Origin of the sequence: Pacificibacter marinus (assembly GCF_018860505.1) — a bacterium.
In the GTDB taxonomy this organism is placed as follows: Bacteria; Pseudomonadota; Alphaproteobacteria; order Rhodobacterales; family Rhodobacteraceae; genus Celeribacter; species Celeribacter marinus_B.
Genome location: NZ_JAHKPU010000014.1, coordinates 1 through 23,105, shown reverse-complemented (window position 1 = coordinate 23,105; position 23,105 = coordinate 1). Strand labels below are relative to the sequence as shown.

The window sequence follows — 23,105 nt, the reverse complement described above, 5'->3', positions numbered from 1 at the left end:
ATATAGAAATAATTCTATGGAATGATGCGCGTGTATTTCGTGCCTTCCACTGTGGCGCCTGCAATCAGTCCAGCTTGACCAAAGACCACAGCAATCACGGGAGACAGAGAGGTCGTCGTCTCAGCCGACAAGTTTTCCCCCCGATTGTTAAGCGCATATTCGATATCTGCGCCAGCAGCCCAGCCTGGTGAGCCGCGGAATGTTTGCAAGGCATCATTGGTCATGAAAAACAGCACATGCGCGTATTGTTGGGCCCCAATTTGAAGGCCGATTGAAGCTTGTGTCGAAGAGTAATAGTCAACGGTAACATCATTAACGCGCAAAACACCGCGCCCGTAAGAGCCGCCAAGGCCAAAGCCCGCCTCGGTCACCAGTGGCATCACCAGCATACCAACAGATTTCTCACGCAAATCTTTGGTATTGGGGTAGGTGTTGTAAAGGTATTGTAGCGATGAATCCGCACGCGCGTCGATACGCGGACCGCCATTCCCACTTAGCCCATTGTTACAAGCGGTTAGCAGGCTTGTTGCGCCCAAGCCGATCATGAATGTACGGCGGTTGGCCTTTGATGGTGTTGACTTATTCGTCTGCGCCAATGGTTTGATCATGGAGCTGCCCTTTTTTAATTTTGGTGCCTGCGTTGGCGACACTGTATCCTGATGAATAAGGCTCTTTGGCCTCTTTGTTGACAGAATACAGCGAGTACACAGGCTTTGTCATCGTCCAATCGACATTTGGGCGAAGTTCGGCAGATATTCCCCTGTTTTCAGGATGATTTGCCTCGATATCCGAGCCTATTTCGCCAAAAGTCGCGCCACGTCAGGGGCGAAATAGGTTAAAATCCCATTACAGCCCGCACGCTTAAAGCACATCAAGCTTTCCAGCATAGCTTTTTCGCGATCAATCCAACCATTTTGAGCGGCGGCAGCGATCATCGCGTATTCGCCTGACACTTGATAGGCGAAGGTTGGCACGCCGAAACGATCTTTGACTGACCGGCAAATATCCAAATAGGGCAGCCCCGGCTTGACCATGACCATGTCAGCGCCTTCCATCAAATCGCGCTCGATCAGGCGCAGGGCCTCATCTGCATTTGCAGGGTCCATTTGATATGTCTTTTTGTCGCCCTTGAGCGCACCAGAGGCCCCAACAGCATCGCGAAACGGTCCGTAAAAGGCCGAGGCATATTTGGCCGAATAGGACATGATGGTCACATTGCTGTGACCTGCCACCTCTAACGCACGGCGAATGGCGCCAATGCGTCCGTCCATCATGTCAGACGGGCCGATGATGTCTGCGCCAGCATCAGCCTGCGCCACAGCCATTTTCACCAAAGCTTCGACCGTCAAGTCATTGACGATCTCACCATTCACAACGTATCCATCGTGGCCGTTGATGTTGTAAGGATCAAGCGCCACATCTGTCATGATCGCAAGTTCAGGAACTGCCGCTTTTATCGCACGAATGGCGCGGTTCACCAAATTATCAGGGTCCCAAGCGCCGCTGCAGTCTTCGGTCTTAAGGTCTTGCTCTATATAAGGAAAAAGGCAAATAGCAGGGATGCCCAATGCATAAGCCTCAGCAGCGGGCTTGACCAGTAAATCTACAGTTAGCCGATCAACGCCCGGCATGGACACAATCGGCGTGCGCATATTGTCACCCTCTTGTACGAAAACCGGCCAAATCAAATCTTGCACCTCAAGGGCATTTTCACGCACCAAGCCGCGCAAAGATTCCATTTTGCGGGTGCGGCGCAGGCGTGTCAAAGGGTAGGGAGCAAGGGTGCGGGGCATTGGCTGTCCTTTGGTGTAAGTCACAGATATATTGTATTGTATGAGGTGGCATGGATTTTACCTCTCATCAAGGGTAGGAATCGCCGCAACCGCAGCATAAAGTCGCGCTAGCTGCTAAAAACACGCTTAACGATCAGAAAGAATTGCCGTTTTGAACCTCTACCAAACCATTTTAGAAGTGATCGATATGCGGTCTTTTTCGAACCTGTGGTACTGGATCGCTTTGGCGGTCCTGTGGTCCACCGCCTCTCACTATGTGTTAGGAGTGCCTTTCGACTTTGCGCAGCGCGCTGCAAAAGATGGCGATCATAAAATGCAGGATCTTGAAGTTTTGGTGCGCATCAATGTGGGGCGCATTTTAAACATTGCAGAAGTGTCTGGTTTGTTCATGGTTGGCTTTGCCTGTACGGCTTTGACCACCCTGTTTGCCTTGGGCGTGTTTTACGGGGTTGAATTTGCCCAGGCGATTTTCTTAATGGCCCTGCCTATGAGCCTCGTCGGGCTGATAAATATCAAGACGGCTTTGAAAGTTAGAGATGAACATCCCGTGGGCGATGCGCTGTTCTTTGTTCTGCGACGCCATAGGTTCATTATTCAATTGATTGGTATGATTTCTATTTTCATAACGGCGATGTGGGGCATGTTCCAAAATATCGTGACGGGCCCCTTGGGCGGATAACACGCGGAAAGCATTCATGAGCAACAGCAACCATATTCAAGTTGGCGGCGCGCCCGAAGGTTTTGACGCCTATCTGTTGGCACGCGAAGTTGCCAAATCAGATGGCCCTGTCATTCATATTGCGCGTGATGACAAACGACTTGCGGCAATGCGCACAGCCTTGCGGTTTTTCGCGCCTGACATGCCTGTTCTGGATTTTCCCGCTTGGGATTGTCTACCATTTGATCGGATGTCACCCAATTCTGACATCTCGGCGCATCGGATGGCAACCTTGGCCGCTCTCGCGCATGGTGCCGCCCCCAAGCGATTTGTACTGTTGACGACTTTAGCGGCCGCAACCCAGCGTGTACCGGCGCGCAGCACTTTGGCTGAGGCTGCATTTACAGCACGTGTTGGCGAGCGGATCAACGAGGCCAATTTGCGAGCCTTTTTGGTGCGTATGGGCTTTACGCAAGCGCCGACGGTGGTGGAACCTGGCGATTATGCGATCCGTGGCGGTATCATTGATGTGTTTGCACCAGGGCAAGACTTGCCAGTTCGGCTAGATTTCTTTGGCGACGAACTTGATGGTTTACGCAGGTTTGATCCAAGCAATCAGCGCACAACGACAAGCTTGAAAGAAATCACTTTTACGCCTGTGTCTGAAGTGATTTTGGATGAAGCCTCGATCACGCGTTTTCGTCAAAATTACAGAATTGAATTTGGCTCTGCCGGATCGGATGATCCTGTGTATGAAGCGGTTTCTGCCGGTAAAAAACATGCGGGGCTAGAGCATTGGTTGCCCTATTTCCACGCGCAGCTTGAGACCTTATTGGATTACGCTCCCAAAGCGACAATTTCTCTTGATGATCAGTCAACTGCGGCACGTCTTTCACGTTGGGAAGGCATTCAGGATCAGTACGAAAACCGTGCAGAAGCGCTGAAGAGCAAGGGCCGTATGGATAGTGTTTACAAACCCTGTCCGCCTGAGCTTTTGTATCTCAATGATGCCGCTTGGGAGGCCGAAATCGAAGGCCGCCGCGTGCTACAGTTCCATGCTTTGCCGCAACCAACGGGATTGGGTGTCATCGATGCTGGTGGCTTTATCGGGCGGAGTTTTTCACCCGAAAGGCAACTTGAAAATGTGAATCTTTTCGATAGCTTGGCGCAGCATATTAATGTAAAACGCAAAGAGGGTCAGGTGATTGTTGCCTCTTGGTCAGAAGGTGCGCGAGATCGAATTTCGACGCTTTTGCAAGATCAAGATCTCAACGGTGCCGTTGAAATTGGCGATTGGCGCGATGTGCCCGAGGGGATCGGTGGCGTCTATTTGGCCATTTGGCCGTTGGACGAAGGGTTCGAGGCTAAGGTCGATGCGGGACGCGTCACGGTTATTTCCGAGCAAGATGTGCTTGGGGATCGGCTTATTCGCCGTCCAAACCGCAAAAAGCGCGCTGAAAACTTCCTGACAGAGCATTCCAGCATGTCTGTTGGCGATTTGATCGTTCATGTTGAGCATGGCGTTGGGATTTATCAAGGGCTTGAAGTTGTTTCGGCGCTTGGGGCTGCGCATGAATGCTTGCTGCTTGAATATGCAGGCGGGGACCGTCTGTACCTTCCTGTTGAAAATATTGAGCTTTTAAGCCGTTATGGCCATGACGAAGGCATGTTGGATCGTCTTGGTGGCGGGGCTTGGCAGGCCAAAAAGTCACGCATGAAAGAACGCATCCGCGAGGTTGCCGAAAAACTCATTCGTATCGCTGCCGAACGCCATCTGCGCAAAGCGCCGATCATGTTGCCGCCCGATGATATGTGGGAAGCTTTTTGTGCGCGTTTTCCCTATTCCGAGACCGAAGATCAGTTGCGTGCCATCGAAGATGTGCTTGATGATTTCGAAGCGGGGCGTCCGATGGATCGCCTAATTTGTGGCGATGTGGGCTTTGGCAAAACCGAAGTGGCGATGCGTGCGGCCTTTATTGCGGCAATGTGCGGCGTTCAGGTGGCAATGATCGCGCCGACAACATTGCTGGCGCGTCAGCATTATAGATCTTTTGCGGAACGGTTCCGTGGTTTCCCGATCAACGTACGGCCAATGTCGCGTTTTGTGTCGACCAAAGACATGGCACTGACGCGGGCTGGAATTGCCTCAGGTGAAGTTGATATCGTTGTTGGCACCCATGCGGTTTTGGCCAAGAATGTGAAATTCCACAATATTGGCTTGACGATTGTCGACGAAGAACAGCGCTTTGGTGTCACGCATAAAGAGCGCCTCAAGTCATTGAAAACAAATATCCATGTCTTGACGCTTTCTGCGACTCCGATCCCGCGTACATTACAAATGTCGCTCACTGGTGTGCGTGATTTGTCGATCATTGGCACGCCGCCTGTCGACCGTCTGTCGATCCGCACTTATGTGTCTGAATTTGATACGGTGACGCTGCGCGAAGCCTTGTTGCGTGAACATTATCGCGGCGGGCAGTCCTTTTTCGTGGTGCCGCGCATTAAGGATATTCCCGAAATTGAAGAGTTCTTGCGTAAAGAAGTGCCAGAAGTCAGCTTTGTTGTTGGTCACGGGCAGTTGGCTGCGGGCGAGCTTGATGATCGGATGAATGCCTTTTACGATGGAAAATATGATGTGCTTTTGGCGACCACCATTGTTGAAAGTGGCATTGATATTCCGACGGCCAACACAATGATCATTCACCGCGCCGACATGTTCGGCTTGGCGCAATTGTATCAAATTCGTGGTCGTGTTGGTCGTGCGAAAACCCGTGCCTATGCCTATTTAACCACAAAACCACGCGCGCCTTTGACGGCTACAGCCGAAAAGCGACTGAGGGTTTTGGGAAGTCTGGATACATTGGGTGCTGGATTTACACTGGCCTCTCAAGATCTTGATATCCGCGGTGCTGGGAATTTGGTCGGCGAAGAGCAATCCGGTCAAGTCAAAGAGGTCGGGTTTGAGCTTTATCAAAACCTACTGGAAGAGGCGATTGCCAAGATCAAATCGGGTGACGAGGCTGTTGATTTTGATGATGACGGCCAATGGGCGCCGCAGATCAACTTGGGCGTGCCGGTATTGATCCCTGATACTTATGTGCCTGATTTGGACGTGCGTCTTGGATTGTACCGCAGGCTTTCTGGTTTGCGTACCAAGGTTGAGCTGGAAGGTTTCGCCGCAGAATTGATCGATCGGTTTGGGAAATTACCCAAAGAGGTCAACACTTTGCTGGTGATTGTTAGGATCAAAGAAAAATGCCGCGACGCTGGCATAGCCCGCCTTGACGGAGGCCCAAAGGGCGTGACCATTCAATTCCACAACGACAAATATGCAAGTCCTGTTGGTCTGGTGAGCTTTATTCAGGCGCAAAAAGGTCTGGCTAAGGTCAAGGACAACAAGATCATCGTGCGTCGTGACTGGAAGCGTGACAGCGATAAAATCAAAGGCGCTTATTCAATTGCACAAGATCTGGCAAAATATGCCAAAGAAGTGTCGAAATAGTCTGCTCAAAGTTTGAGTATCTGATTTTGACTGTGGTTGGTGTTTTATCAAGCGGTTGGCCCGCCAAGACCCTGCAACAGTGATCCATGCTTTGTGTCTTGGCGAGAAAAATTCACATTCACTGAACTGTGGCGTCGTCGACTTGCTCCATCAACTCGTCAATCACATTCAGCCAGAGTTCGCTATTTTGTGCCCCAGACACGGCATGCTGCTGCGCCACAACAAACAATGGCACACCGGTGATGCCGCGCTCACGCCCGTGGATATCGCGTGATTTGATCATGTCGACGTCTTCTTGCGTGTTCAGCAATCGGGTCACGACAGAGGCATCCATGCCAATAGAATCCGCAATATCTGCGAGCGTTTCCATATCGCCAATGTCACGGCCATCGACAAAATAAGCCTCGAACAGGGCGTCGACCATCAGTGTTTGCTTTGCCTCAAGACCAGCCCAGTGAATCAAACGATGTGCGTTTAATGTGTTCGGCGTCTTCTGGATTTTACCCAAGTCAGCGGCGGGCAATTCTGCCGCAAGCGTTTCGACGATAGGGCGGTAGGCAGATGTCGCGCCAGCAGTTCCGCCAAATTTGCCTTCAAGATAGGCGCGGCGATCCATGCCATCTTGGGGCATGTCTGGGTTCAATTGAAACGGGTGCCATTCCACAACAAAGGGATGGTCTGGACGTTGTTCTAATGCGGCCTCAAGGCGGGTTTTGCCGATGTAGCACCATGGACAAATGGGGTCTGAAAAGATGTCGAGTTTGATCATGTGAGTGTGTCCTGTGCGGCTCATTTGGCTTCGATTTGTATTTGATCATAGCTAACGACTTTTTGCAAAAATGGAAGCTGAATCCAGAAAAGGAAAATATTCTTCCACCTCACGATTTCACCCAAGTCGGATGTTCTCATTGACCTATATTTAGATATTCACAGGGTTTGCAACTTTGCAAACTTGTCGATATTCCCTTTATGTACTTGAATCGTTCCAATTTCGACCGTGTGAAAAATCTCAAAATGCCGCTGCAAGTGTTACAGTGCGCTGCGCGTGACGCGCCGCCTGTATTGTGTTTAACTCAATGCAATCAAAGAGTTCATCAAGGTTACGATCATGGCATTTTATTCTGACCGCTCATTTTCTTCCTTCCAAGGTCGCGCTCTAGGGCGTTCCAGCGCGTCTATACTGTCACCACGCTTTCGTTTGCCAGCTGTGACGCTTGTCTTAGGTGCTATCGCGTCATTAGTTATTGCCGCAGGGGCATTGGATTGGATGCCGACCGGATCATCTTTGTCGAACGAGTTGAGCAATATTGAATATCTTACAGGCACGACCGACCTCACCGAGTAGTCGGGTGTCACCCAGAATAGGGCCAAGCAAGATACCCCATCGAGCAGTGTTTTCCCAAGACGACTGGCGTTTGGTCCCAAGAACCCCCGAAGATGCGAACAACAGCATCCGGGGGTTTTCTTTTGTTTTGAATTTGGAAAAAGGCCTTAATCGAGGCATCAAGATATGCGCAAATCGCTTGCTGATTAAGGGATTTTCTAGCGATGAAAATTGCCACCAAGGCCGCGATGTTTTCGGTTCAAAGGCGTGATTATTTGACGACTGCGACAGTGGTTTTAACTGCGGTTTTTGCGACCTTAGCTGTCGTCTTGACGCCAATGCGCGCTGCGCCGCAACCAGAGATCGCGACGCATAGGGTGAAACACCAGAATATTTTAACCATTTAAAGCCAGCCTTGGACGGTGCGCGATGCACCTGAAATATCTTCGCCAACCCCCGCGACGGTGCCGCAAGAGGCCAAGGTGGTGAGTAGTATCAAAGCAAGTATGGTTTTCATCAGTCTTTCCAATACCAAACGTCAGGTTGCCAGCCGGGCCAATCGCCATAGATGGGCAAGGTTTCGGGGAATTTTAACTCTTTTACATGGGCAAGACGAGAGGTTTTCCATTGATAAAATGGGATAACATAGCGCCCAGAGGTCAAGACGCGATCCAAGGCGCGCGCAGAGGCGACAAAGACCTCATTGTCGGTAGACGATAGCATCGTATCAACCAATGAATCGATCGCCTCTGACTGGATGCCTATGATATTGCGTGAGCCTACGGTGTTTGCGGCTTGCGACCCCCAATAGGACTTTTGCTCATTGCCCGGCGATAGGCTCATGCCGCGCCGTATATTGGTCATGCCAAAATCAAAGGAGGATACCCGCTCAAGATATTGCGGACTATCGACCACTGAGACAGTTGGCGTGATGCCAATCTGCTTGAGGGCTGTGACGTAGGTATCTGTGATAGATTGGTTTTCGTCATCACCCACTTTGAGTAGAATCTCAAATGTAAACGGAGCACCTGCGGCGTTCTTCATCTCGCCGTCTTGTATGGTCCATCCGGCCTCTTCAAACAAACCCATCGTGCGACGCAGTGTTTTGCGGTCATTTTGCGTGCCATTGGTTTGTGAAAAGCTGTAGCCCTCCACGGCGCCTGGTAATAGGTCGTCCGCAAAGGGTGCAAGCAATTCTGCCACTTTGCCCGTTGCTGGGCCGTCTTGCATGCCCAGAACTGAGTTCGAGAAATACGATGTGATGCGGTCTTGTTTGGAGCCAGTCTGGACTTCATTGATATATTCGAAATTGAACGCCTCGATCAAAGCCTGACGCACCCGCCAATCTTGGAACTGGGGCAGGCGGATGTTCATCGCGAGCCCCGTCATGCCTGACGGACGTTGATGCGGGATGATGGATTTGACAACATCGCCGCGCTCAACAGCAGGGAAATTGTATTGATCTTCCCATGTTTGCACGTTGAATTCGCGGTGCGCGTTTAATTCACCGGCTTTAAAGGCTTCGATGACAAGGCTGGAATCTGTGAAAAATTCCCAACGAATGGTGTCGAGATTGGCCTGACCACGCATAAAGGGCAGGTCTTTGCCCCAATAATCAGGGTTGCGGGTCAATTCGACAAAGCTGCCAGCTTTGAAATCGGAAATCACATAGGGTGCCGATCCAATGGGAATAGTGTCAAAGCCAGATTTGGTGAAATCCTTACCCTCCCATTGGGCTTTTTTCAAAATGGGGCGCATTCCAACGAGCAAGGCCAATTCACGGTTGTCGGTGTTGAAGGTGAACTTGACCGAATGAGGGCCTGTTTGCTCCAACGTTTCAATCTGCCCCCATAAAGACGCATAACGACCATGGCCTTCGGTGCCCAGTTTTTCATAAGACCACATGACATCTTCGACAGTCACAGGGCTGCCGTCCGAAAACTTCGCCTCTGGACGTAGGGTGAATTCGGCCCATTCACGATTCGCGCCGACATCAATCGATTCGGCCAAAACGCCGTAAAGCGCGAAAGGTTCACCGTAAGAGCGTCCCATCAAACTTTCCGCCATCATATATCTTAACTGCCACGGCGTCGTCCCTTTTTGGATGAAGGGATTCAAACTGTCGAAGGTGCCGCCTTCGCCGGTGACGATTTTTCCGCCTTTTGGCGCATCGGGATCAGCGTAGGGTAGGGACACGAAATCTTGTGGTAACGCTGGGGCACCATACATAGCGATGCCATGTTTTGGTTCAGCCAAGGCCATCGACCCCGCAAAACACATCGCCAATGCGGTCGTCGAAGTTAGAATTTTACCGAAAAACTGCGTCGCCATTATTGAAACAATGCCTCCATCCCTGTGGTTTTATTACATCTTAGCTTAGGCCTCTTGGGACGGGGTATCAAACTTTTAGCTTGGATGGCAGCGAAGATACGCGTATAAAGAGGTCACTGCTCGATAGGTTTCTTGCCTGTATGAAACCTGCCTCAATAACTTTGCGCCCGCCTTGTGCGGGCGTTTTTTTTTGCTCGTTTTTTATAAATCCCCAAGCTGGCTTGAGTCATTTTCGCATGCAGCACGGCTTACCTAGCCAATGAAGTCCACCGCAGATGTCATCCAATTGAACACACAACCGATTCTTCCGCATCGCTTTCGATTCCCCTTTGCTTTGCGTGTGCAGCATCTATTCTGGCCCTGACGCATGAAATTGATGCACGACAGGAGGAGTAAAAGGATGACTTTAAGCGGTAAAACAGCGGTGATCACCGGATCAAATTCTGGGATCGGCCTAGGAGTGGCAATTGAACTGGCCAAGGCCGGCGCGGATATCATACTCAATTCATTCACAGATCGCCCTGAAGATCACGCGATCGCCACAGATATTGCGACCCAATATGGGGTGAAAGCACGCTACATCGCGGCGGATATGTCCAAAGGGGCTGAGTGTCGTGCCTTGATCGAACAGGCCGGCGTTTGCGATATTTTGGTCAACAATGCTGGTATTCAACATGTGGCAGCGATTGACGAGTTTCCAAGCGACAAGTGGGACGCGGTTATCGCCATCAATATGAGTTCCGCATTTCACACCACAGCGGCAGCCTTGCCCATTATGCGGGCTGCGGGCTGGGGGCGGGTGATCAACATTGCTTCTGCGCATGGCTTGACAGCCTCTCCATTCAAATCGGCCTATGTTGCGGCCAAGCATGGGGTGGTCGGGTTGACCAAAGTCACAGCCTTAGAGACGGCAGAACAAAACATCACAGCCAATGCGATTTGCCCCGGTTACGTTTTGACGCCTTTGGTCGAAGCGCAAATCCCGAACACGATGAAAAAATACGGCATGGATCGTGACACGGTCATTCGCGAAGTGCTGTTGGAACGTCAGCCGTCAAAAGCATTCGCGACGGTGGAGCAGCTTGGCGGGACATGTGTGTTCTTAGCTTCTGATGCAGCCGCACAGATGACGGGAACAACTCTGTCCATTGATGGCGGCTGGACCGCACTATGACGGAACTATGACCGGTTTCATCTGACTGATGTTGCGCCGCACTTTAAGCTTTGGGCGGCGTAACACCATCTTTGCCGTTTGGATAGACAAGCCCAGCTGAGATCACCAACTTTGCGGCATCCTCAACAGTCATATCTAGAATTTTAACTTCGGATTTTGGAAAGAACAGCAAGAATCCCGAAGTCGGGTTGGGGGTCGTGGGCACGAAGATCGAGATCAGCGGATCACCGTCATCTGCGATGGCCGCAACTTCGCCCTTGGCCGTCGTCGAGACAAAACCAATCGCCCATGTGCCTTTGCGCGGATATTCGACCATACAGGCTTGGTCAAAGGATGTTTCCGTCTGCGCGAATACCGTTTCTGCGATTTGTTTCAATCCATTATAGACCGAACTTACCACAGGCGTGCGATCGACCAAAGACTCTGCCCATTTGATGAACGAACGTCCCAAAAGGCCTTTGGCAAGCCAGCCAACCACCACAGTAAAAACCAAAAAGATGACGACCCCAATACCGCGCACGTTAACGGGCAATTGGTTTAACGGATCATCATATCCTAACAAACGATTGATCAACTCGCCGGGGTGGTATGCGCGGGGCACGAAATTGAGCACCCAGCCATCGAACCAGCCAGTGACAGTCCAGATCAAATAGGCAGTCAATCCAATTGGTGCGACAACCACCAGCCCTGTAAAAAACGACGCCCTAAGGGCCGCAAGCATCGTGCGGCGGGGTACAGGGGCGGATGGGTGTTCGTCGAACGGGTTGGTCATAATCTCAAAACATACCTAAAGGGCGTGATCGCCAGTTAAATGGAACCTAGGCACACAACATGACAGACACAATGATAGGTGGTGCCTAAATTTCCATTTAGGGGCGAAAAAATGAGCTTATGCACATAAAGCGCGCGCAATCTGTGACGCCAAGCGAGCGTTGTTGCGCACAAGGGCGATATTCGCAGTCAACGAACGCCCCTCGGTCAGTTCAAACATGCGTTGCAACAAAAACGGCGTGACCTGTTTGGCGGCGATGCCCTGCGCTTCGGCTTCTGATAGGGCTTGTTCGATATAAGGCGTGATTTCATCAACTGAAATCTCATCAGCCGAAGGGATCGGGTTGGCAATAAGCTGACCACCGGGAAGCCCTAACATGTCGCGCATCACGGCAGATTTCGCGATGTCTGCGGCTGTATCCAAGCGCAAAGGGGCTGTGAATTCAGAAGCATGCGACCAAAAAGCGGGCAGGGAGTCCTGACCATAGGCGATGACAGGAACGCCTTGGGTTTCAAGCACTTCCAAGGTCTTTGGAATGTCCAAAATCGCTTTGGGACCAGCGGCCACAACCGTTACAGGGGTCTGCGCCAATTCTAAAAGGTCAGCCGAAATGTCAAATGTTGTTTCAGCACCGCGGTGCACGCCGCCAATGCCGCCTGTGGCAAAGACTTTGATACCTGCCAGATGCGCAGCGATCATTGTTGCGGCCACGGTGGTTGCGCCGGTGCCGCCTGTTGCAATGCACACGGCCATGTCTGCGCGCGACAGTTTGGCGACGTTTTTGGCTTGGCCAAGGCTTTCCAGTTCTGCGTCTGTCAAGCCAACATGAATAACGCCATCCAGCACAGCAATGGTCGCAGGTGTGGCCCCTTGTTCGCGCACATCAGATTCCACAATACGCGCAGTTTCAACGTTTTGCGGGTAAGGCATACCATGCGTGATAATGGTGCTTTCCAGTGCGACAATAGCTGTGCCTGCCTCTTTTGCGGCTTGGACGTCTGGCGATAAAACGAGAGGAAGAGTGGTCATATATCGGTGTCTCCTGAGACATAAAGCGCAGCTGCATCAATTGCTTGATTGAGGGCATTGATGTGGTTTGCGCCTGCAAGTTCGGCTGCAATATGGGCGGCCATAAAGGTGTCGCCTGCGCCTGTGACGCGGGCAACCATAACGGGGGGCGGTGTTTGGGTGATAACAGTATCGCCTGTGGCCATCGTGGCGTCTTTGCTGCCGTTGGTGACCAAAACGCGGTGTGCGCCTTTGGCGATCAATGCACAAGCGCCGTCACGCGAGTTGTCAAAACTTTGGTGGCACAGCAGGCCTGCCTCTTCCAAATTCACGTAAAGCGTGGCTTTGGGATGTTTGAGCAAAGGCAAAAGGCGTTCGGCTTTGCCGGGACTGGCAGGGGCCACGCGCAGGTCGGCGTGGCGAAACAGCGGCGAGGTGGCGATGTCGCGCAGCAAAGCGGTTGTGAGATTGCCATCCAGCGCAACTGGCCCAGTATAAGGTGCGGCCTCGGATCCAAGTCGCCCGTCAGACAGGGCGCGCAGGATCTTATCGCCGGCGGCTTCTAGTGAGTGCGCATCAGCGATGGCAGCGATCAATCCATTTGCGCCCTCGACCGCCATATATATATCTGTCGGCAAATCGTCTGAACGATATATATAGTCTGTACCAATGTCGCGCACTTGTGCCGCTTTGATCAGCTCGTCACCCTGTGCATCTCGGCCAACGGCCGTCAACAAATCAGGGCTCAAGCCGAAGCGCGACAAGGCCATGGCGATATTCATCGCAACGCCGCCTGGCACACGAATGATCCGTCCTGGCACGTCCGATCCGACCCGCATTGAACGATCTGACCGTCCGATAACGTCCCAAAGGACTGAGCCGATACAAAGAATATGTGTTGTCTGTGTCATGCCGCGTATTGCAGCGATTTTTGACCAAATGGCAAGGGTTTCGCTGCGGCGCGCATTGGAAAACCAGATTGCAGGTCATTTATGTGCCGTTGAGCGCTAAAAAACATCTAAAATCACAAGAAACAGGGCTTATTCTCTTGCGCTAGCAGAAAAGCCACCCTATTAGCTGCGTCACTTCACAGGCGGAGGCGGGCCCTCAAGGGAGAAATCCTTGAACGGTCCACCGGTTGGGGCATTTGCTCTGAAGACCCTCCGCTCAGGTATAAACCGGAAAAGGAACATGAATATGGCTCTTCCAGAATTCACTATCCGTCAGCTGCTTGAAGCTGGCGTTCACTATGGTCACCAAACTCAACGTTGGAACCCGCGTATGCAGGAGTTCATCTACGGTGAGCGTAACGGCATCCACATCTTCGATCTGACACAAACTGTTCCAATGCTTGACCAAGCGTTGAAAGTTGTGCGCGACACAGCTGCCAAAGGTGGCCGTATCCTTTTCGTTGGTACAAAACGCCAAGCTGCTGGTTCTGTTGCTGAAGCTGCTGAAAAATGCGCTCAGTACTACATGAACCACCGTTGGTTGGGTGGCACGCTGACAAACTGGAAAACAGTTTCACAGTCTATTTCGCGTCTCAAAATGATCGACGAAAAACTTGAGTCTGGCGCTGAAGGCCTGACCAAGAAAGAACGCCTTGGCATGGAACGTGACCAAGCGAAATTGCAAGCCTCTTTGGGCGGTATCCGTGACATGGGCGGCGTGCCTGACTTGATCTTCGTGATCGACGTCAACAAAGAAGACCTCGCAATCCTTGAAGCCAACAAGCTCGGCATTCCTGTTGTTGCTGTTGTCGACTCTAACTGCCCACCAGCAGGCGTTGACTACGTGATCCCAGGCAACGATGACGCGTCACGCGCGATCACATTGTACTGTGACCTCGTTGCGCGTGCGGCTCTTGACGGCATGACAGAGCAAATGGGCGCTGCTGGCGTTGATTTCGGTGCCTTCGAAGAAGCACCAGTTGAAGAAGTTGTAGCTGAAGCGTAATCGCTTCAAAAACGTTACACACATGTTACGGGGGCAGGGTACACCCGCCCCCGATCCCATTTCAATTCTAGGAGAACCGGCATGGCAATCACTGCTGCAATGGTTAAAGAACTGCGCGAAGCAACAGCTGCAGGCATGATGGACGCTAAAAAAGCACTTGTTGAGTGTGATGGTGACATGGAGGCCGCTGTTGACTGGCTTCGCACCAAAGGCTTGGCAAAAGCCGCTAAAAAATCTGGCCGTACAGCAGCTGAAGGCCTTGTGGCTGTTGCTGTATCCGGTGGCAAAGGCGTAGCAGTTGAAGTGAACTCTGAAACTGATTTTGTTGGTAAAAACGCTGAATTCCAAGCTATGGTTGGATCCATCGCAAATGCTGCTTTGACTGTGAACACAGTTGAAGAGCTTTCTGTCGCTGATCTTGGTGGTAAATCTGTTGCCGAGACGATCACTGATAAAGTTGCGACAATCGGCGAAAACATGGGCTTGCGCCGCATGGCTGCGCTTGAAGGTGACGTTGTTGTGTCTTACGTGCACAACGCGGCGACTGACGGCATGGGCAAAATCGGTGTTCTTGTGGCACTTAAAGGTGGCGATGAGGCATTCGGTAAACAGGTTGCGATGCACATCGCGGCTGTGAACCCTGCGTCCTTGTCCGAAGCTGATCTTGACGCGGCTGTTGTTGAAAAAGAAAAGCAAGTTCAGATCGATATTGCACGTGAATCTGGCAAGCCAGAAGCTGTGATCGAAAAAATGATCGTGGGCCGTATGAAGAAATTCATCGCGGAATCCACATTGCTTGGTCAAGCTTTCGTTGTGAACCCTGACCTGACTGTTGCACAAGCGGCAACTGAAGCAGGCGCAGAAATCACTGGCTTTGTACGTCTTGAAGTTGGCGAAGGCATTGAAAAAGTTGCTGAAGACTTTGCCGCAGAAGTTGCGAAAACAATGAACAGCTAAGGCATTTTGCTTTAACGTTTATGATTGTATAGGGAAGGGGGCGCAGATTTGCGCTCCCTTTTCTTTTTGAAAAGTCCGAATAGAGGCTATGTTTGCGTTGCTAGGCCATCATCCACCGTCACAAAAAGAAAAACGCAGTCCCCCGAAAGGAACTGCGCTCAAATCACCCTGCTGCACAAACTGTCGGGATGAGGGTTATGTGCAGCTTCACGATCTAAAAGGATCACTTTTGTCTCAATAAACAAGTGACCCAATTGTGCTGGCGGACCAGCAAGACTGGGTAAGCTAAATATAGGCGATCTCCAGTCCAACACCTCAGAAGACAAACCTTCTTTGATAAGGTGATTAATATTCTAACATTGACGCTAGGTAACGAAAGTGGGGAAAACCATACCTTGAGTTCAAAGAAAGCCTAACCGTCACAATAAAAACTAAAGTCTGTAGAACTGGTTCAACAATGACGCTTTTAAAATGGCCTGAGCTGTTGTTTCGACGTCCAAAGCATCACGCGCGAGCTTGAGGTGCTTTTCGACTGTAGCTGTCGTAAGGCCCATGATCTGCGCCACATCGGCAGATGTTTTCCCATCTCCGACCCATTCCAAAACTTCACGCTGGCGTGTTGTGAGCCGTCTTAGGTCAAAGGGGAGCGAAATTATTTTTAGATGAGAAATCTCGCATAACATTCTGATTTCCTGTCCATATTTGTTCCATATGGTATCTGCTTGCTCTTGCGTTCCGACAAATGGTGACATCGATAGCCCGATTGCGCCTTTGGATCGCGTTGTCGCGTTGTTAAAGCCAATCGTATAACCATTTGTCACGCCAAACGAGCGATTGAATTCAACGGTTTCACGCGCTTTGTCATCTAATGTGTCATAAACCTCATCGACATAGGCCCATGAACATACGCCAGCGTTCTGCGCAGCCCAAGTCACTAAGGGCCCATGTTTGTAACGCCCGTCATAGAAATAGCCTTTGACATAGTCTGGCCCAAGATTGGTTAGTACAAGGTGATCGGTGGTATCGCCAAAGCCGCTTTCGGTGTGAAACCGGGTGAAGCCATATAAGGCGTTTTGGAATCCCAAGGATTGAAGCTTTAAGAGTAAGACTTCCCAAACACCTTCAATTGTGGTCGCCGTCAAAATTCTATTGAGTGCTATGTTCATATGTACCTTTAAACTCATTACCAACCTCAAGTACTTTTTACTTGGTTAAACTACGCATGCGCGGCGTGTAGCGCAATAATCGTTAACGGTTTTGCTATAGGAATGCGTTTGTTGTGGTGTTTTACAGATAGCCTCACTCTTTTTCGAAATAAATATAATACATAATACCAATTATAGGATTTAAAGAAGCAATCAATCGGGCGCGCCCCTAGAGGTGTAAATTCATTTAAGAAAACGGGGATCAGGTTTCGCTCACATTTAGCGTGCAATGACGATTTCAGCTTTCAAGCCTCCAAGTTCAGAACTGTGGCCAAGCCGCAGACTGCCGCCATGTTTGCGTGCGATATCTGTTGCAATGGCCAAGCCCAGCCCAACCCCAGATCCACGGTTTTGGTTGCGCGCTGCATCCAAGCGCACAAAGGGTTGCAAGACTTTTCCACGATCCGCCACGTCGATGCCCGGACCATCGTCTTCGACACAAAACACCACCGACCGCTCATGGATGGTCAAGGACACATGAGCAGAGGTTCCGTATCTTAAAGCATTTGAAATCAAGTTATCCAAAGCGCGTGCCAAAGCATCTGGGCGGGCAGAAATTACGTATTTCCCTTGTTCAAGTTGATCACAGGTTATCGCACCACCTGCCCGTTTGGACCGCTCAAAAGCGCCCAACAAGATCGATACAGGATCAACTTTTTGCGGTTCATCCAAAGCGTCTGCACGGGTGAAGGCTAGGAACTCATCCAAAAGCCGCTCCATTTCGGACAAATCCTCTTGCAATGCGTCGATGTCGTCCGCTTGATTTGGATCTGCGTCCAAAAGCGACAGGCTGAGCCGCATACGTGTCAGAGGCGTGCGCAGATCGTGCGATACGCCAGACAAGATCAGGGTACGTTGCTCGATATGGCGCTCAATCCGTGCGCGCATATCGACAAAGGCGGCCCCTGCGGCACGCACTTCGAGCGCACCTGCTAATTTATAGGGCACATTGCGCCCACGTCCGAAAGCCTCAGCCGCGCGTGCCAACCTGCGTATAGGACGCAGCTGGTTGCGCAAAAATGTTGCCGCAACAATCGCCATGACAATACTGGTTAAAAGCGTCACAAGAATTAATTGATGCGGATTTTTGGCAGAGGCTCGCTCACGCGGCACTTTAATTTCAATGTGTTGACCGTTGAGGCGCATCCCAATAATAACGCGACGCATGCTTGATTTTAGATCGACACCTTCAATGCCTTGCACGCGCTCATACAGAATTCTGGTAATTAAAATACCTGAGAAATCGTACCATGCCCGCTGATCGACAACGGATGCCCCATCATCAATGACGCGCGTTTCGAACTCAAGGCGCTTATCCAAGCCGAGCAAAACCTCTGGCAGATCTTGGTCAGGAACATTTTGCAATGCATCGACATAAAACGACACATCCGCGCGCACTCCGCGCATCAATTGATCGGTGATATCGCTAAAATAACGTTGCGAAAAGGCGACCAAAACCACAAGCTGCAACACAACGATTGGCACCAACAAGATGAGCACAGCACGGCCATAAAGACCACGCGGCATGTATTTTTTTAACCATGCAAATAACATAAGCTATTGGTAGCCGTGCAGATCATGCTTGCAAAGAGGAAACGCGAAATGGAACGCCCTGAAACAGTGACTATGCTCATGGCCGGCCTCATCCGCGTGATCGCGCCCAATCCATCGCCGATGACCTATTGGGGCACCAACAGTTATATTTTAGGCACTGGTGAAGCGCGCGTGCTGATTGATCCGGGGCCACAAGATTCTCAGCACCTACAGGCAGTGTTAAGCGCCCTGCCCCAAGGCACGTCGATCTCGCACATCTTGGTGACACATGCGCATAAAGACCACAGCGGCGGCGCACAAGAATTGTCACAGGTGACCGGTGCGCCGGTGATGGCCTTTGGCGATGCTTTGTCTGGACGTTCTGACATTATGACCCAACTTGCCGCCACCACGGAAATTGGCGGCGGTGAAGGTGTAGATATGACATTTATACCGGACGTACTGCTCAAAGATGGTCAACAGATTGAGACGCCTGCGGGGCCAATCACTGCGCTGCACACACCAGGGCATATGGGCAATCATCTGTGCTTTGCGTGGAACAATAGCTTGTTCAGTGGAGATCTGATTATGGGGTGGTCCAGTTCTCTCATTTCCCCACCTGATGGAGATGCCGCGGCCTTTCGCGACAGTTGCCACAAACTGCTGATGCGCCCCGACACGCCACTCTACGCAGGACACGGCGCACTGGTTGAATCAGGTCATGCCCGTATCAATGCATTGCTCATGCATCGCGCCAAACGAGAACAGCAAATCCTGCAAGCACTCAAACACAAACCCTTGGACCTGAAAACTTTAACCAAAGCGGTCTACGGCAACCTTGAGTCCTTTACGCTGAAAGCCGCAGCACGAAATACGCTGGCACATCTTATTGATCTCAAAGAGCAATCAAAGATTAAAGCCGTGCCAGATTTACATGAAATACCTGTTTTTTCACTGGCAGAGAACAAAGTTTAAAAAAAATAGAATTTTGTCATAAATCCCTCTTGCGGCCCTCATTTCTCATAGCTATACACCCCACATATTCCGGCGTAGCTCAGCGGTAGAGCAGTTGACTGTTAATCAATTGGCCGTAGGTTCGATCCCTACCGCCGGAGCCATTTACAACATAAGTTGTTGAAATACCTAGCGAAGTCACAGCGTGGCTTCGCGGGTGTGGCATCGGGGTGTTACATCGCCCTACCCCCACAAGACATGACTTCTTCGTATCCGTCCCAACAGGACCTGACACGAATGTTCAACCAACCTCATCTCTCAAAACGTGGCAATGTTTATCAATGGCGGCGTCGTTTCCGCCGGTTTTCCACAGGAATCGTCGATATCAAGCTCTCACTGGGGACGACAGACCTGCGCTGCGCACATATATTGTCCCGCAGGATCAGTGCGGAAAGCGATATCGTCATGGAACAACTCACCCACCAACAGATCACGCCTGAGATGGCGCGTCGCTGGCTTGCCAGTGTCATCACCAAAGAGCGTGAGAAGATCGAGAAGCTCAAACTGCTGCATCGTTTTGATTCCCGCGATCCCGCTGACGACAATCGCCACGATCAGGCAACGGCGGACGCTTGGGCACAGGTGAATGCGGACGGCCTGCACGGCGCGACGTCTGATCAGCCATTGGTCTCTTTGAATCTGGACATCATCCGCGATGACCTGTCAAGCGAAGCCCGCCAGAACATCATTCAGCGCGATTTTAAGGCGTTAACGGGGCACCCGCGGCTCTCGGCGTTTGATCGTGCGAAGCTGATATCCCTGCTGATCGCTGGGAAATCCGCAGCGTGGAACCGGCACGAAGATGCCTTGGCAGATATCGACACGGCGGCTGATGACCTTTGGGACGGGGCATCTCACTTGCTCGCATCAGAGCCAGAGTCACCTGCCGCTCCCCTGCAGCTTGCCCCTGCCCCCGAGGTAGACACTGACACCCTCGATCCCGACATGATGGCCGTTGTGTCGCGCATGAACGAGATGAAGCGCAGTGAAGGCATCGAGGAAAAGACCCTGCGCCAATATGTGAGCTTTGTTGGCTTGTTTACCACGCTGACGGGCATCAGCGATGTGCGCTTGATCCGGCAGACAGATGCCACAGCGTTCCGCGCTGCCACCCGTGAAGAGATCATGGCCCGCGCGGAGAAACTGCCACCGGAAAAGGTCGGATTGTCTGTCGGCACGATCAATCGTCACCTTGAGCATCTGGGGCAGATTGTTGAGTGGGCCTCTGATGAGGGCATTGCGGTCAATCCGAACCTCAAGCCAAGAAAACTGCGTCGCAAAGACACGGTGCGCGACTGCGATAAAAAGCAAGCGTTCACTGAAGCAGAGCTGCGCCGTCTGTTCAAAACGCCGGTTTGGGTTGGCTCGAAGTCAGAACATTATCAAACAGAACACGGTTCAGAAATCTTCCGCAACGGCATCTATTGGTCGCCCTTGATTGGCGCTTTTACGGGCGCTCGCCGTGAAGAGGTCGCAGGGCTGGCCCCGACCGACATTGTCGAACGCGATGGCATCCCTTGCTTTAACATCGAGGATTCCGAGCTGCGGCGGATTAAGAATATCTCCTCAAAGCGTATCGTGCCGATCCACAGTCGTTTGATCGAGTTGGGTTTTCTGGACTTTGTTTCAAAAGCCCGCGCCAAAGGTCAAATCGACCTATTTCCCGACTTAAGAGAGCCTGCAACAGGCAAGCATGGCCGCAAATTGGGCCGCCGTATGCGTCAGATCATCGACGACGATTTTGGCGTCGAGGGCGCGGGGTTGTCCTTTCACAGCCTGCGCCACTACGTTCAAAGCATACTGGAACATGTGCCCGAGGTGACCGACAAGGTGCTGCGGGATGTTGTCGGCCATGAAGGCAAAGACACACATGAGCGCGTCTATAGCAAATCCACGCCACCTGCCGTGCTGCAAGCGGCGATTGAACGTTTACCATGCGTGATTTGATCAAGAACTTGGGTCCTCAAAGGTCGGACCTGTTTCTGAATTGGCATTCAGGATGCGGGTCAACTCTGCCCGCTGATCCGCCTCCAAATTCTCACTCAGATCAAGAACGTAGGCTGCATCCGCTGCGATCTCTTCGCGTTCCTTGGTCAAAACGCCTTCAACTGCACGGCTGATTGATTGCGCAATCGGGACCAGTTTCGCAATCACAGGCTTCATGCGGGTCGCAATCCGCTTGCGTTCCTCCTTGGCCCTTGGTGCATTCGGCCCCCAATTCAGCTTTTCTTCGCTTGGCTTTGGGGCTGATATCCAACGCAATACGGCGCAGCCAAGCATATCAATGCCCTCCACAAGCGCGTCAACCAAGGCCTCTGTCCGTGAAAGCTCCGCCTTGGCGGTCACAATTTTGGCTTCAACATCAGCCAGTTCAGTCTCAACGATTGCCCGCTTGCTTTTGCCGTCACTCAGCGCCTTGTCCTCATCTTGCCGCGCCACTTTAAGCGACTGAACCTGTTTTGAAATCAAGCCCAAATCTTCACTTTCCTTTTGTGCCAATGACTTCAGCCGATCAAGCTCTTGGCCCTGCTCTGTCACCTCATCAGCCATTTGATCCCTTTTATTGGAGACCTCCTCGGTCTCTTCCAGCACGTCATCCAGCCCCGCTCTTGCCTCTTCTAAATCCGCCTTTACCGCCTGCAATTTCCCAACCTCAACAACTGTATCTGTCTTTACTTGTTGAAGTGTTTCCTCAGCCTCTTCCGCTGCCTGAACACTCATTGCTGACTTTTCTTCTATGGTGACGAGCGCAGCCTCGGCATCAGCCCTCTCTTTGCGGGCGGCATCCGCTGCGCGTTCCTCTTGCTCACGGCGGCGCTCTGCCTTCACCACTTCCCGCGTCGCCGCCTCTTTTCTTTGACGCGCCTCTTTGACCGCGCGTTTGCGCGATTTCCGGATCCCGGCCTTGCCGACGGTCCGCCCATCTTCGACCATCTCTTTGGCTTTGCTCTGTGCAGCCTCCATAATCTCGTTAGATTTCTCATGACCCGCAGCCTGCTGATTAGCCCGCCACTCCGAAGGTGGGATATGGCGGCGCTTTTTCGGCACGTCTTCTCCAGCCTCTTTCGCAACCCGCCGTGCTTCAGCACGCCGTTCACCGCGCGTAATGCCAAGTGCCATGAATGCCTCACCAGCCAAATTTTGGGCATGCTCATAACATTTCAACAACGGGTTCGTGGAAGCCTGCAACACTTTCTGCCGACCGCGATTGGCGGTGACTTTCTCTGTCCAGACCACCGCAATGAAATGGATATGGAAGGCTTCTTCATCATGATGCGCGTTGGCATAGCGCAACTGGCCATCGGGGAAATGTTCCAACAAAAACTCCATCGCGGCTTTCTTGAACGCGGCGACCTTCTCCGCATCCCATTCGGCTTGCCCCGTCCCTCCAAACCATTCCTTGTTGACCGTCAGGATGCCCTCACGCAAAGGGCCACCCGAACACCGCCGCCAAGGATCACTTTCGCCTTCGACAATCAGAGCTTTACGCTCAGCTTTACGACCCCTCTTGCGCAAACCCTCCATGCGTTCACGGAAGTTGTTGCGCTTTGCTTCGGCGACTTCTGCCTTGATCGTCGCTTGCCAATTTGGCTCACAATGAAGGACCTCATTCAGCCCCGACACATCCAGATCAACATGAGAGAGATCACCGCCTTTGCGATGATCATGCATATCAAAGCGGCCAAGGTTATGGGGATGCAGCCCCTTAAACCGAAGGACGATCGGCGGCTTGGGGATGGTGACAGGTTGGGGATTGTCAAATTTGGAATGCACGGACATAGTGAACCTCAGGTTATCTGCTTTCCTCAAGAATGCGGGATAGCCCTGAAAATTCCGGCACAGGTTTCGGAAGTTTTCTGGTCTTGCCCGGTTTTAGT

General features: G+C 51.7%; 20 protein-coding genes, 1 tRNA gene and 1 pseudogene. 10 read left to right on the top strand and 12 right to left on the bottom strand.

What is annotated here, in order from left to right; translation table 11 throughout:
- Positions 1-14 precede the first annotated feature (14 nt).
- Complete coding sequence (locus KO503_RS02920; protein ID WP_215990104.1) at positions 15-608, bottom strand: YSC84-related protein; 594 nt, start codon at positions 606-608, stop codon at positions 15-17.
- 186 nt (positions 609-794) lie between these two features.
- A complete protein-coding gene (gene hemB, locus KO503_RS02915) occupies positions 795-1,793 on the bottom strand; it encodes a porphobilinogen synthase (RefSeq protein WP_215990103.1) in 999 nt (332 codons plus the stop codon).
- Between the two features lie 151 nt (positions 1,794-1,944).
- Here hemB and KO503_RS02910 point away from each other — a divergent pair, with 151 nt between their 5' ends.
- Positions 1,945-2,472, top strand: coding sequence for a component of SufBCD complex (locus tag KO503_RS02910; protein WP_215990102.1), 528 nt, complete (start codon positions 1,945-1,947; stop codon positions 2,470-2,472).
- A 16-nt stretch (positions 2,473-2,488) separates the two neighbouring features.
- Complete coding sequence (mfd, locus tag KO503_RS02905) at positions 2,489-5,953, top strand: transcription-repair coupling factor (RefSeq protein ID WP_215990101.1); 3,465 nt, start codon at positions 2,489-2,491, stop codon at positions 5,951-5,953.
- Positions 5,954-6,071: 118 nt separating this feature from the next.
- Here the strand turns inward: mfd and KO503_RS02900 are convergent, their stop codons facing one another.
- Positions 6,072-6,722 carry a DsbA family oxidoreductase gene (locus KO503_RS02900; RefSeq protein ID WP_215990100.1) on the bottom strand — a complete coding sequence of 217 codons (651 nt, stop codon included), beginning with the start codon at positions 6,720-6,722 and terminating at the stop codon, positions 6,072-6,074.
- A 339-nt stretch (positions 6,723-7,061) separates the two neighbouring features.
- Between KO503_RS02900 and KO503_RS02895 the strand changes: the two genes are divergently transcribed.
- Entirely contained in the window at positions 7,062-7,298 is a 237-nt protein-coding gene (locus KO503_RS02895) for a hypothetical protein (protein ID WP_215990099.1), read from the top strand.
- A 203-nt stretch (positions 7,299-7,501) separates the two neighbouring features.
- Positions 7,502-7,684, top strand: coding sequence for a hypothetical protein (locus KO503_RS02890; protein ID WP_215990098.1), 183 nt, complete (start codon positions 7,502-7,504; stop codon positions 7,682-7,684).
- Here the strand turns inward: KO503_RS02890 and KO503_RS02885 are convergent.
- Positions 7,681-7,794, bottom strand: coding sequence for an entericidin EcnA/B family protein (locus KO503_RS02885; protein ID WP_215990097.1), 114 nt, complete (start codon positions 7,792-7,794; stop codon positions 7,681-7,683). The two genes, KO503_RS02890 and KO503_RS02885, sit on opposite strands and share 4 nt — an antisense overlap.
- On the bottom strand, positions 7,794-9,608 hold the full coding sequence (locus KO503_RS02880) for an extracellular solute-binding protein (protein WP_215990096.1): 1,815 nt from the start codon (positions 9,606-9,608) through the stop codon (positions 7,794-7,796). The genes KO503_RS02885 and KO503_RS02880 overlap by 1 nt, the downstream gene beginning before the upstream one ends.
- Positions 9,609-10,008: 400 nt before the next feature.
- On the opposite strand from KO503_RS02880, the gene KO503_RS02875 reads away from it, so the two are divergent.
- Positions 10,009-10,782, top strand: coding sequence for a 3-hydroxybutyrate dehydrogenase (locus KO503_RS02875; protein WP_215990095.1), 774 nt, complete (start codon positions 10,009-10,011; stop codon positions 10,780-10,782).
- A 43-nt stretch (positions 10,783-10,825) separates the two neighbouring features.
- On the opposite strand, the gene KO503_RS02870 is transcribed toward KO503_RS02875, so the two are convergent.
- From KO503_RS02870 to KO503_RS02860, 3 genes are all read right to left on the bottom strand, one after another.
- A complete protein-coding gene (locus tag KO503_RS02870; protein ID WP_215990094.1) occupies positions 10,826-11,554 on the bottom strand; it encodes a DUF502 domain-containing protein in 729 nt (242 codons plus the stop codon).
- A gap of 117 nt (positions 11,555-11,671) precedes the next feature.
- Positions 11,672-12,583, bottom strand: coding sequence for a pseudouridine-5'-phosphate glycosidase (locus KO503_RS02865; protein WP_215990093.1), 912 nt, complete (start codon positions 12,581-12,583; stop codon positions 11,672-11,674).
- A complete protein-coding gene (locus KO503_RS02860; protein WP_215990092.1) occupies positions 12,580-13,473 on the bottom strand; it encodes a PfkB family carbohydrate kinase in 894 nt (297 codons plus the stop codon). Before KO503_RS02860 ends, KO503_RS02865 begins: the two co-directional genes overlap by 4 nt.
- Positions 13,474-13,759: 286 nt before the next feature.
- On the opposite strand from KO503_RS02860, the gene rpsB reads away from it, so the two are divergent.
- Positions 13,760-14,518, top strand: a complete 759-nt coding sequence (rpsB, locus tag KO503_RS02855) for a 30S ribosomal protein S2 (protein ID WP_215990091.1) — start codon at positions 13,760-13,762, stop codon at positions 14,516-14,518.
- 81 nt (positions 14,519-14,599) lie between these two features.
- Positions 14,600-15,475: a translation elongation factor Ts gene (gene tsf, locus KO503_RS02850; protein ID WP_215990090.1), complete on the top strand. Its 876-nt coding sequence runs from the start codon at positions 14,600-14,602 to the stop codon at positions 15,473-15,475.
- A 431-nt stretch (positions 15,476-15,906) separates the two neighbouring features.
- Here tsf and KO503_RS02845 read toward each other — a convergent pair whose 3' ends face one another.
- Positions 15,907-16,641 (bottom strand): helix-turn-helix transcriptional regulator, encoded by a 735-nt coding sequence (locus KO503_RS02845; RefSeq protein ID WP_215990089.1) that lies wholly within the window; start codon positions 16,639-16,641, stop codon positions 15,907-15,909.
- Between the two features lie 258 nt (positions 16,642-16,899).
- A complete protein-coding gene (locus KO503_RS02840; protein ID WP_252730923.1) occupies positions 16,900-18,207 on the bottom strand; it encodes an ATP-binding protein in 1,308 nt (435 codons plus the stop codon).
- Between the two features lie 75 nt (positions 18,208-18,282).
- Between KO503_RS02840 and KO503_RS02835 the strand changes: the two genes are divergently transcribed.
- From KO503_RS02835 to KO503_RS02825, 3 genes are all read left to right on the top strand, one after another.
- Positions 18,283-19,188: an MBL fold metallo-hydrolase gene (locus KO503_RS02835; RefSeq protein ID WP_215990087.1), complete on the top strand. Its 906-nt coding sequence runs from the start codon at positions 18,283-18,285 to the stop codon at positions 19,186-19,188.
- A 68-nt stretch (positions 19,189-19,256) separates the two neighbouring features.
- Positions 19,257-19,331: transfer RNA gene (locus tag KO503_RS02830), tRNA-Asn, on the top strand.
- A 133-nt stretch (positions 19,332-19,464) separates the two neighbouring features.
- Positions 19,465-21,174, top strand: a complete 1,710-nt coding sequence (locus tag KO503_RS02825) for a site-specific integrase (RefSeq protein WP_215990086.1) — start codon at positions 19,465-19,467, stop codon at positions 21,172-21,174.
- On the opposite strand, the gene KO503_RS17715 is transcribed toward KO503_RS02825, so the two are convergent.
- On the bottom strand, positions 21,175-22,347 hold the full coding sequence (locus KO503_RS17715) for a hypothetical protein (RefSeq protein WP_252730922.1): 1,173 nt from the start codon (positions 22,345-22,347) through the stop codon (positions 21,175-21,177).
- Between the two features lie 156 nt (positions 22,348-22,503).
- A pseudogene (locus KO503_RS17975) lies at positions 22,504-22,752 on the bottom strand (plasmid recombination protein); the annotation flags it as partial.
- Positions 22,753-23,105: the final 353 nt, after the last annotated feature.

Coding starts and splice junctions, on each gene's coding strand:
- KO503_RS02920 (WP_215990104.1), bottom strand. CDS start 608: ATGATCAAACCATTGGCGCAGACGAATAAGTCAACACCATCAAAGGCC.
- hemB (WP_215990103.1), bottom strand. CDS start 1,793: ATGCCCCGCACCCTTGCTCCCTACCCTTTGACACGCCTGCGCCGCACC.
- mfd (WP_215990101.1), top strand. CDS start 2,489: ATGAGCAACAGCAACCATATTCAAGTTGGCGGCGCGCCCGAAGGTTTT.
- KO503_RS02900 (WP_215990100.1), bottom strand. CDS start 6,722: ATGATCAAACTCGACATCTTTTCAGACCCCATTTGTCCATGGTGCTAC.
- KO503_RS02895 (WP_215990099.1), top strand. CDS start 7,062: ATGGCATTTTATTCTGACCGCTCATTTTCTTCCTTCCAAGGTCGCGCT.
- KO503_RS02890 (WP_215990098.1), top strand. CDS start 7,502: ATGAAAATTGCCACCAAGGCCGCGATGTTTTCGGTTCAAAGGCGTGAT.
- KO503_RS02885 (WP_215990097.1), bottom strand. CDS start 7,794: ATGAAAACCATACTTGCTTTGATACTACTCACCACCTTGGCCTCTTGC.
- KO503_RS02880 (WP_215990096.1), bottom strand. CDS start 9,608: ATGGCGACGCAGTTTTTCGGTAAAATTCTAACTTCGACGACCGCATTG.
- KO503_RS02875 (WP_215990095.1), top strand. CDS start 10,009: ATGACTTTAAGCGGTAAAACAGCGGTGATCACCGGATCAAATTCTGGG.
- KO503_RS02870 (WP_215990094.1), bottom strand. CDS start 11,554: ATGACCAACCCGTTCGACGAACACCCATCCGCCCCTGTACCCCGCCGC.
- KO503_RS02865 (WP_215990093.1), bottom strand. CDS start 12,583: ATGACCACTCTTCCTCTCGTTTTATCGCCAGACGTCCAAGCCGCAAAA.
- KO503_RS02860 (WP_215990092.1), bottom strand. CDS start 13,473: ATGACACAGACAACACATATTCTTTGTATCGGCTCAGTCCTTTGGGAC.
- rpsB (WP_215990091.1), top strand. CDS start 13,760: ATGGCTCTTCCAGAATTCACTATCCGTCAGCTGCTTGAAGCTGGCGTT.
- tsf (WP_215990090.1), top strand. CDS start 14,600: ATGGCAATCACTGCTGCAATGGTTAAAGAACTGCGCGAAGCAACAGCT.
- KO503_RS02845 (WP_215990089.1), bottom strand. CDS start 16,641: ATGAACATAGCACTCAATAGAATTTTGACGGCGACCACAATTGAAGGT.
- KO503_RS02840 (WP_252730923.1), bottom strand. CDS start 18,207: ATGCCGCGTGGTCTTTATGGCCGTGCTGTGCTCATCTTGTTGGTGCCA.
- KO503_RS02835 (WP_215990087.1), top strand. CDS start 18,283: ATGGAACGCCCTGAAACAGTGACTATGCTCATGGCCGGCCTCATCCGC.
- KO503_RS02825 (WP_215990086.1), top strand. CDS start 19,465: ATGTTCAACCAACCTCATCTCTCAAAACGTGGCAATGTTTATCAATGG.
- KO503_RS17715 (WP_252730922.1), bottom strand. CDS start 22,347: ATGGCACTTGGCATTACGCGCGGTGAACGGCGTGCTGAAGCACGGCGG.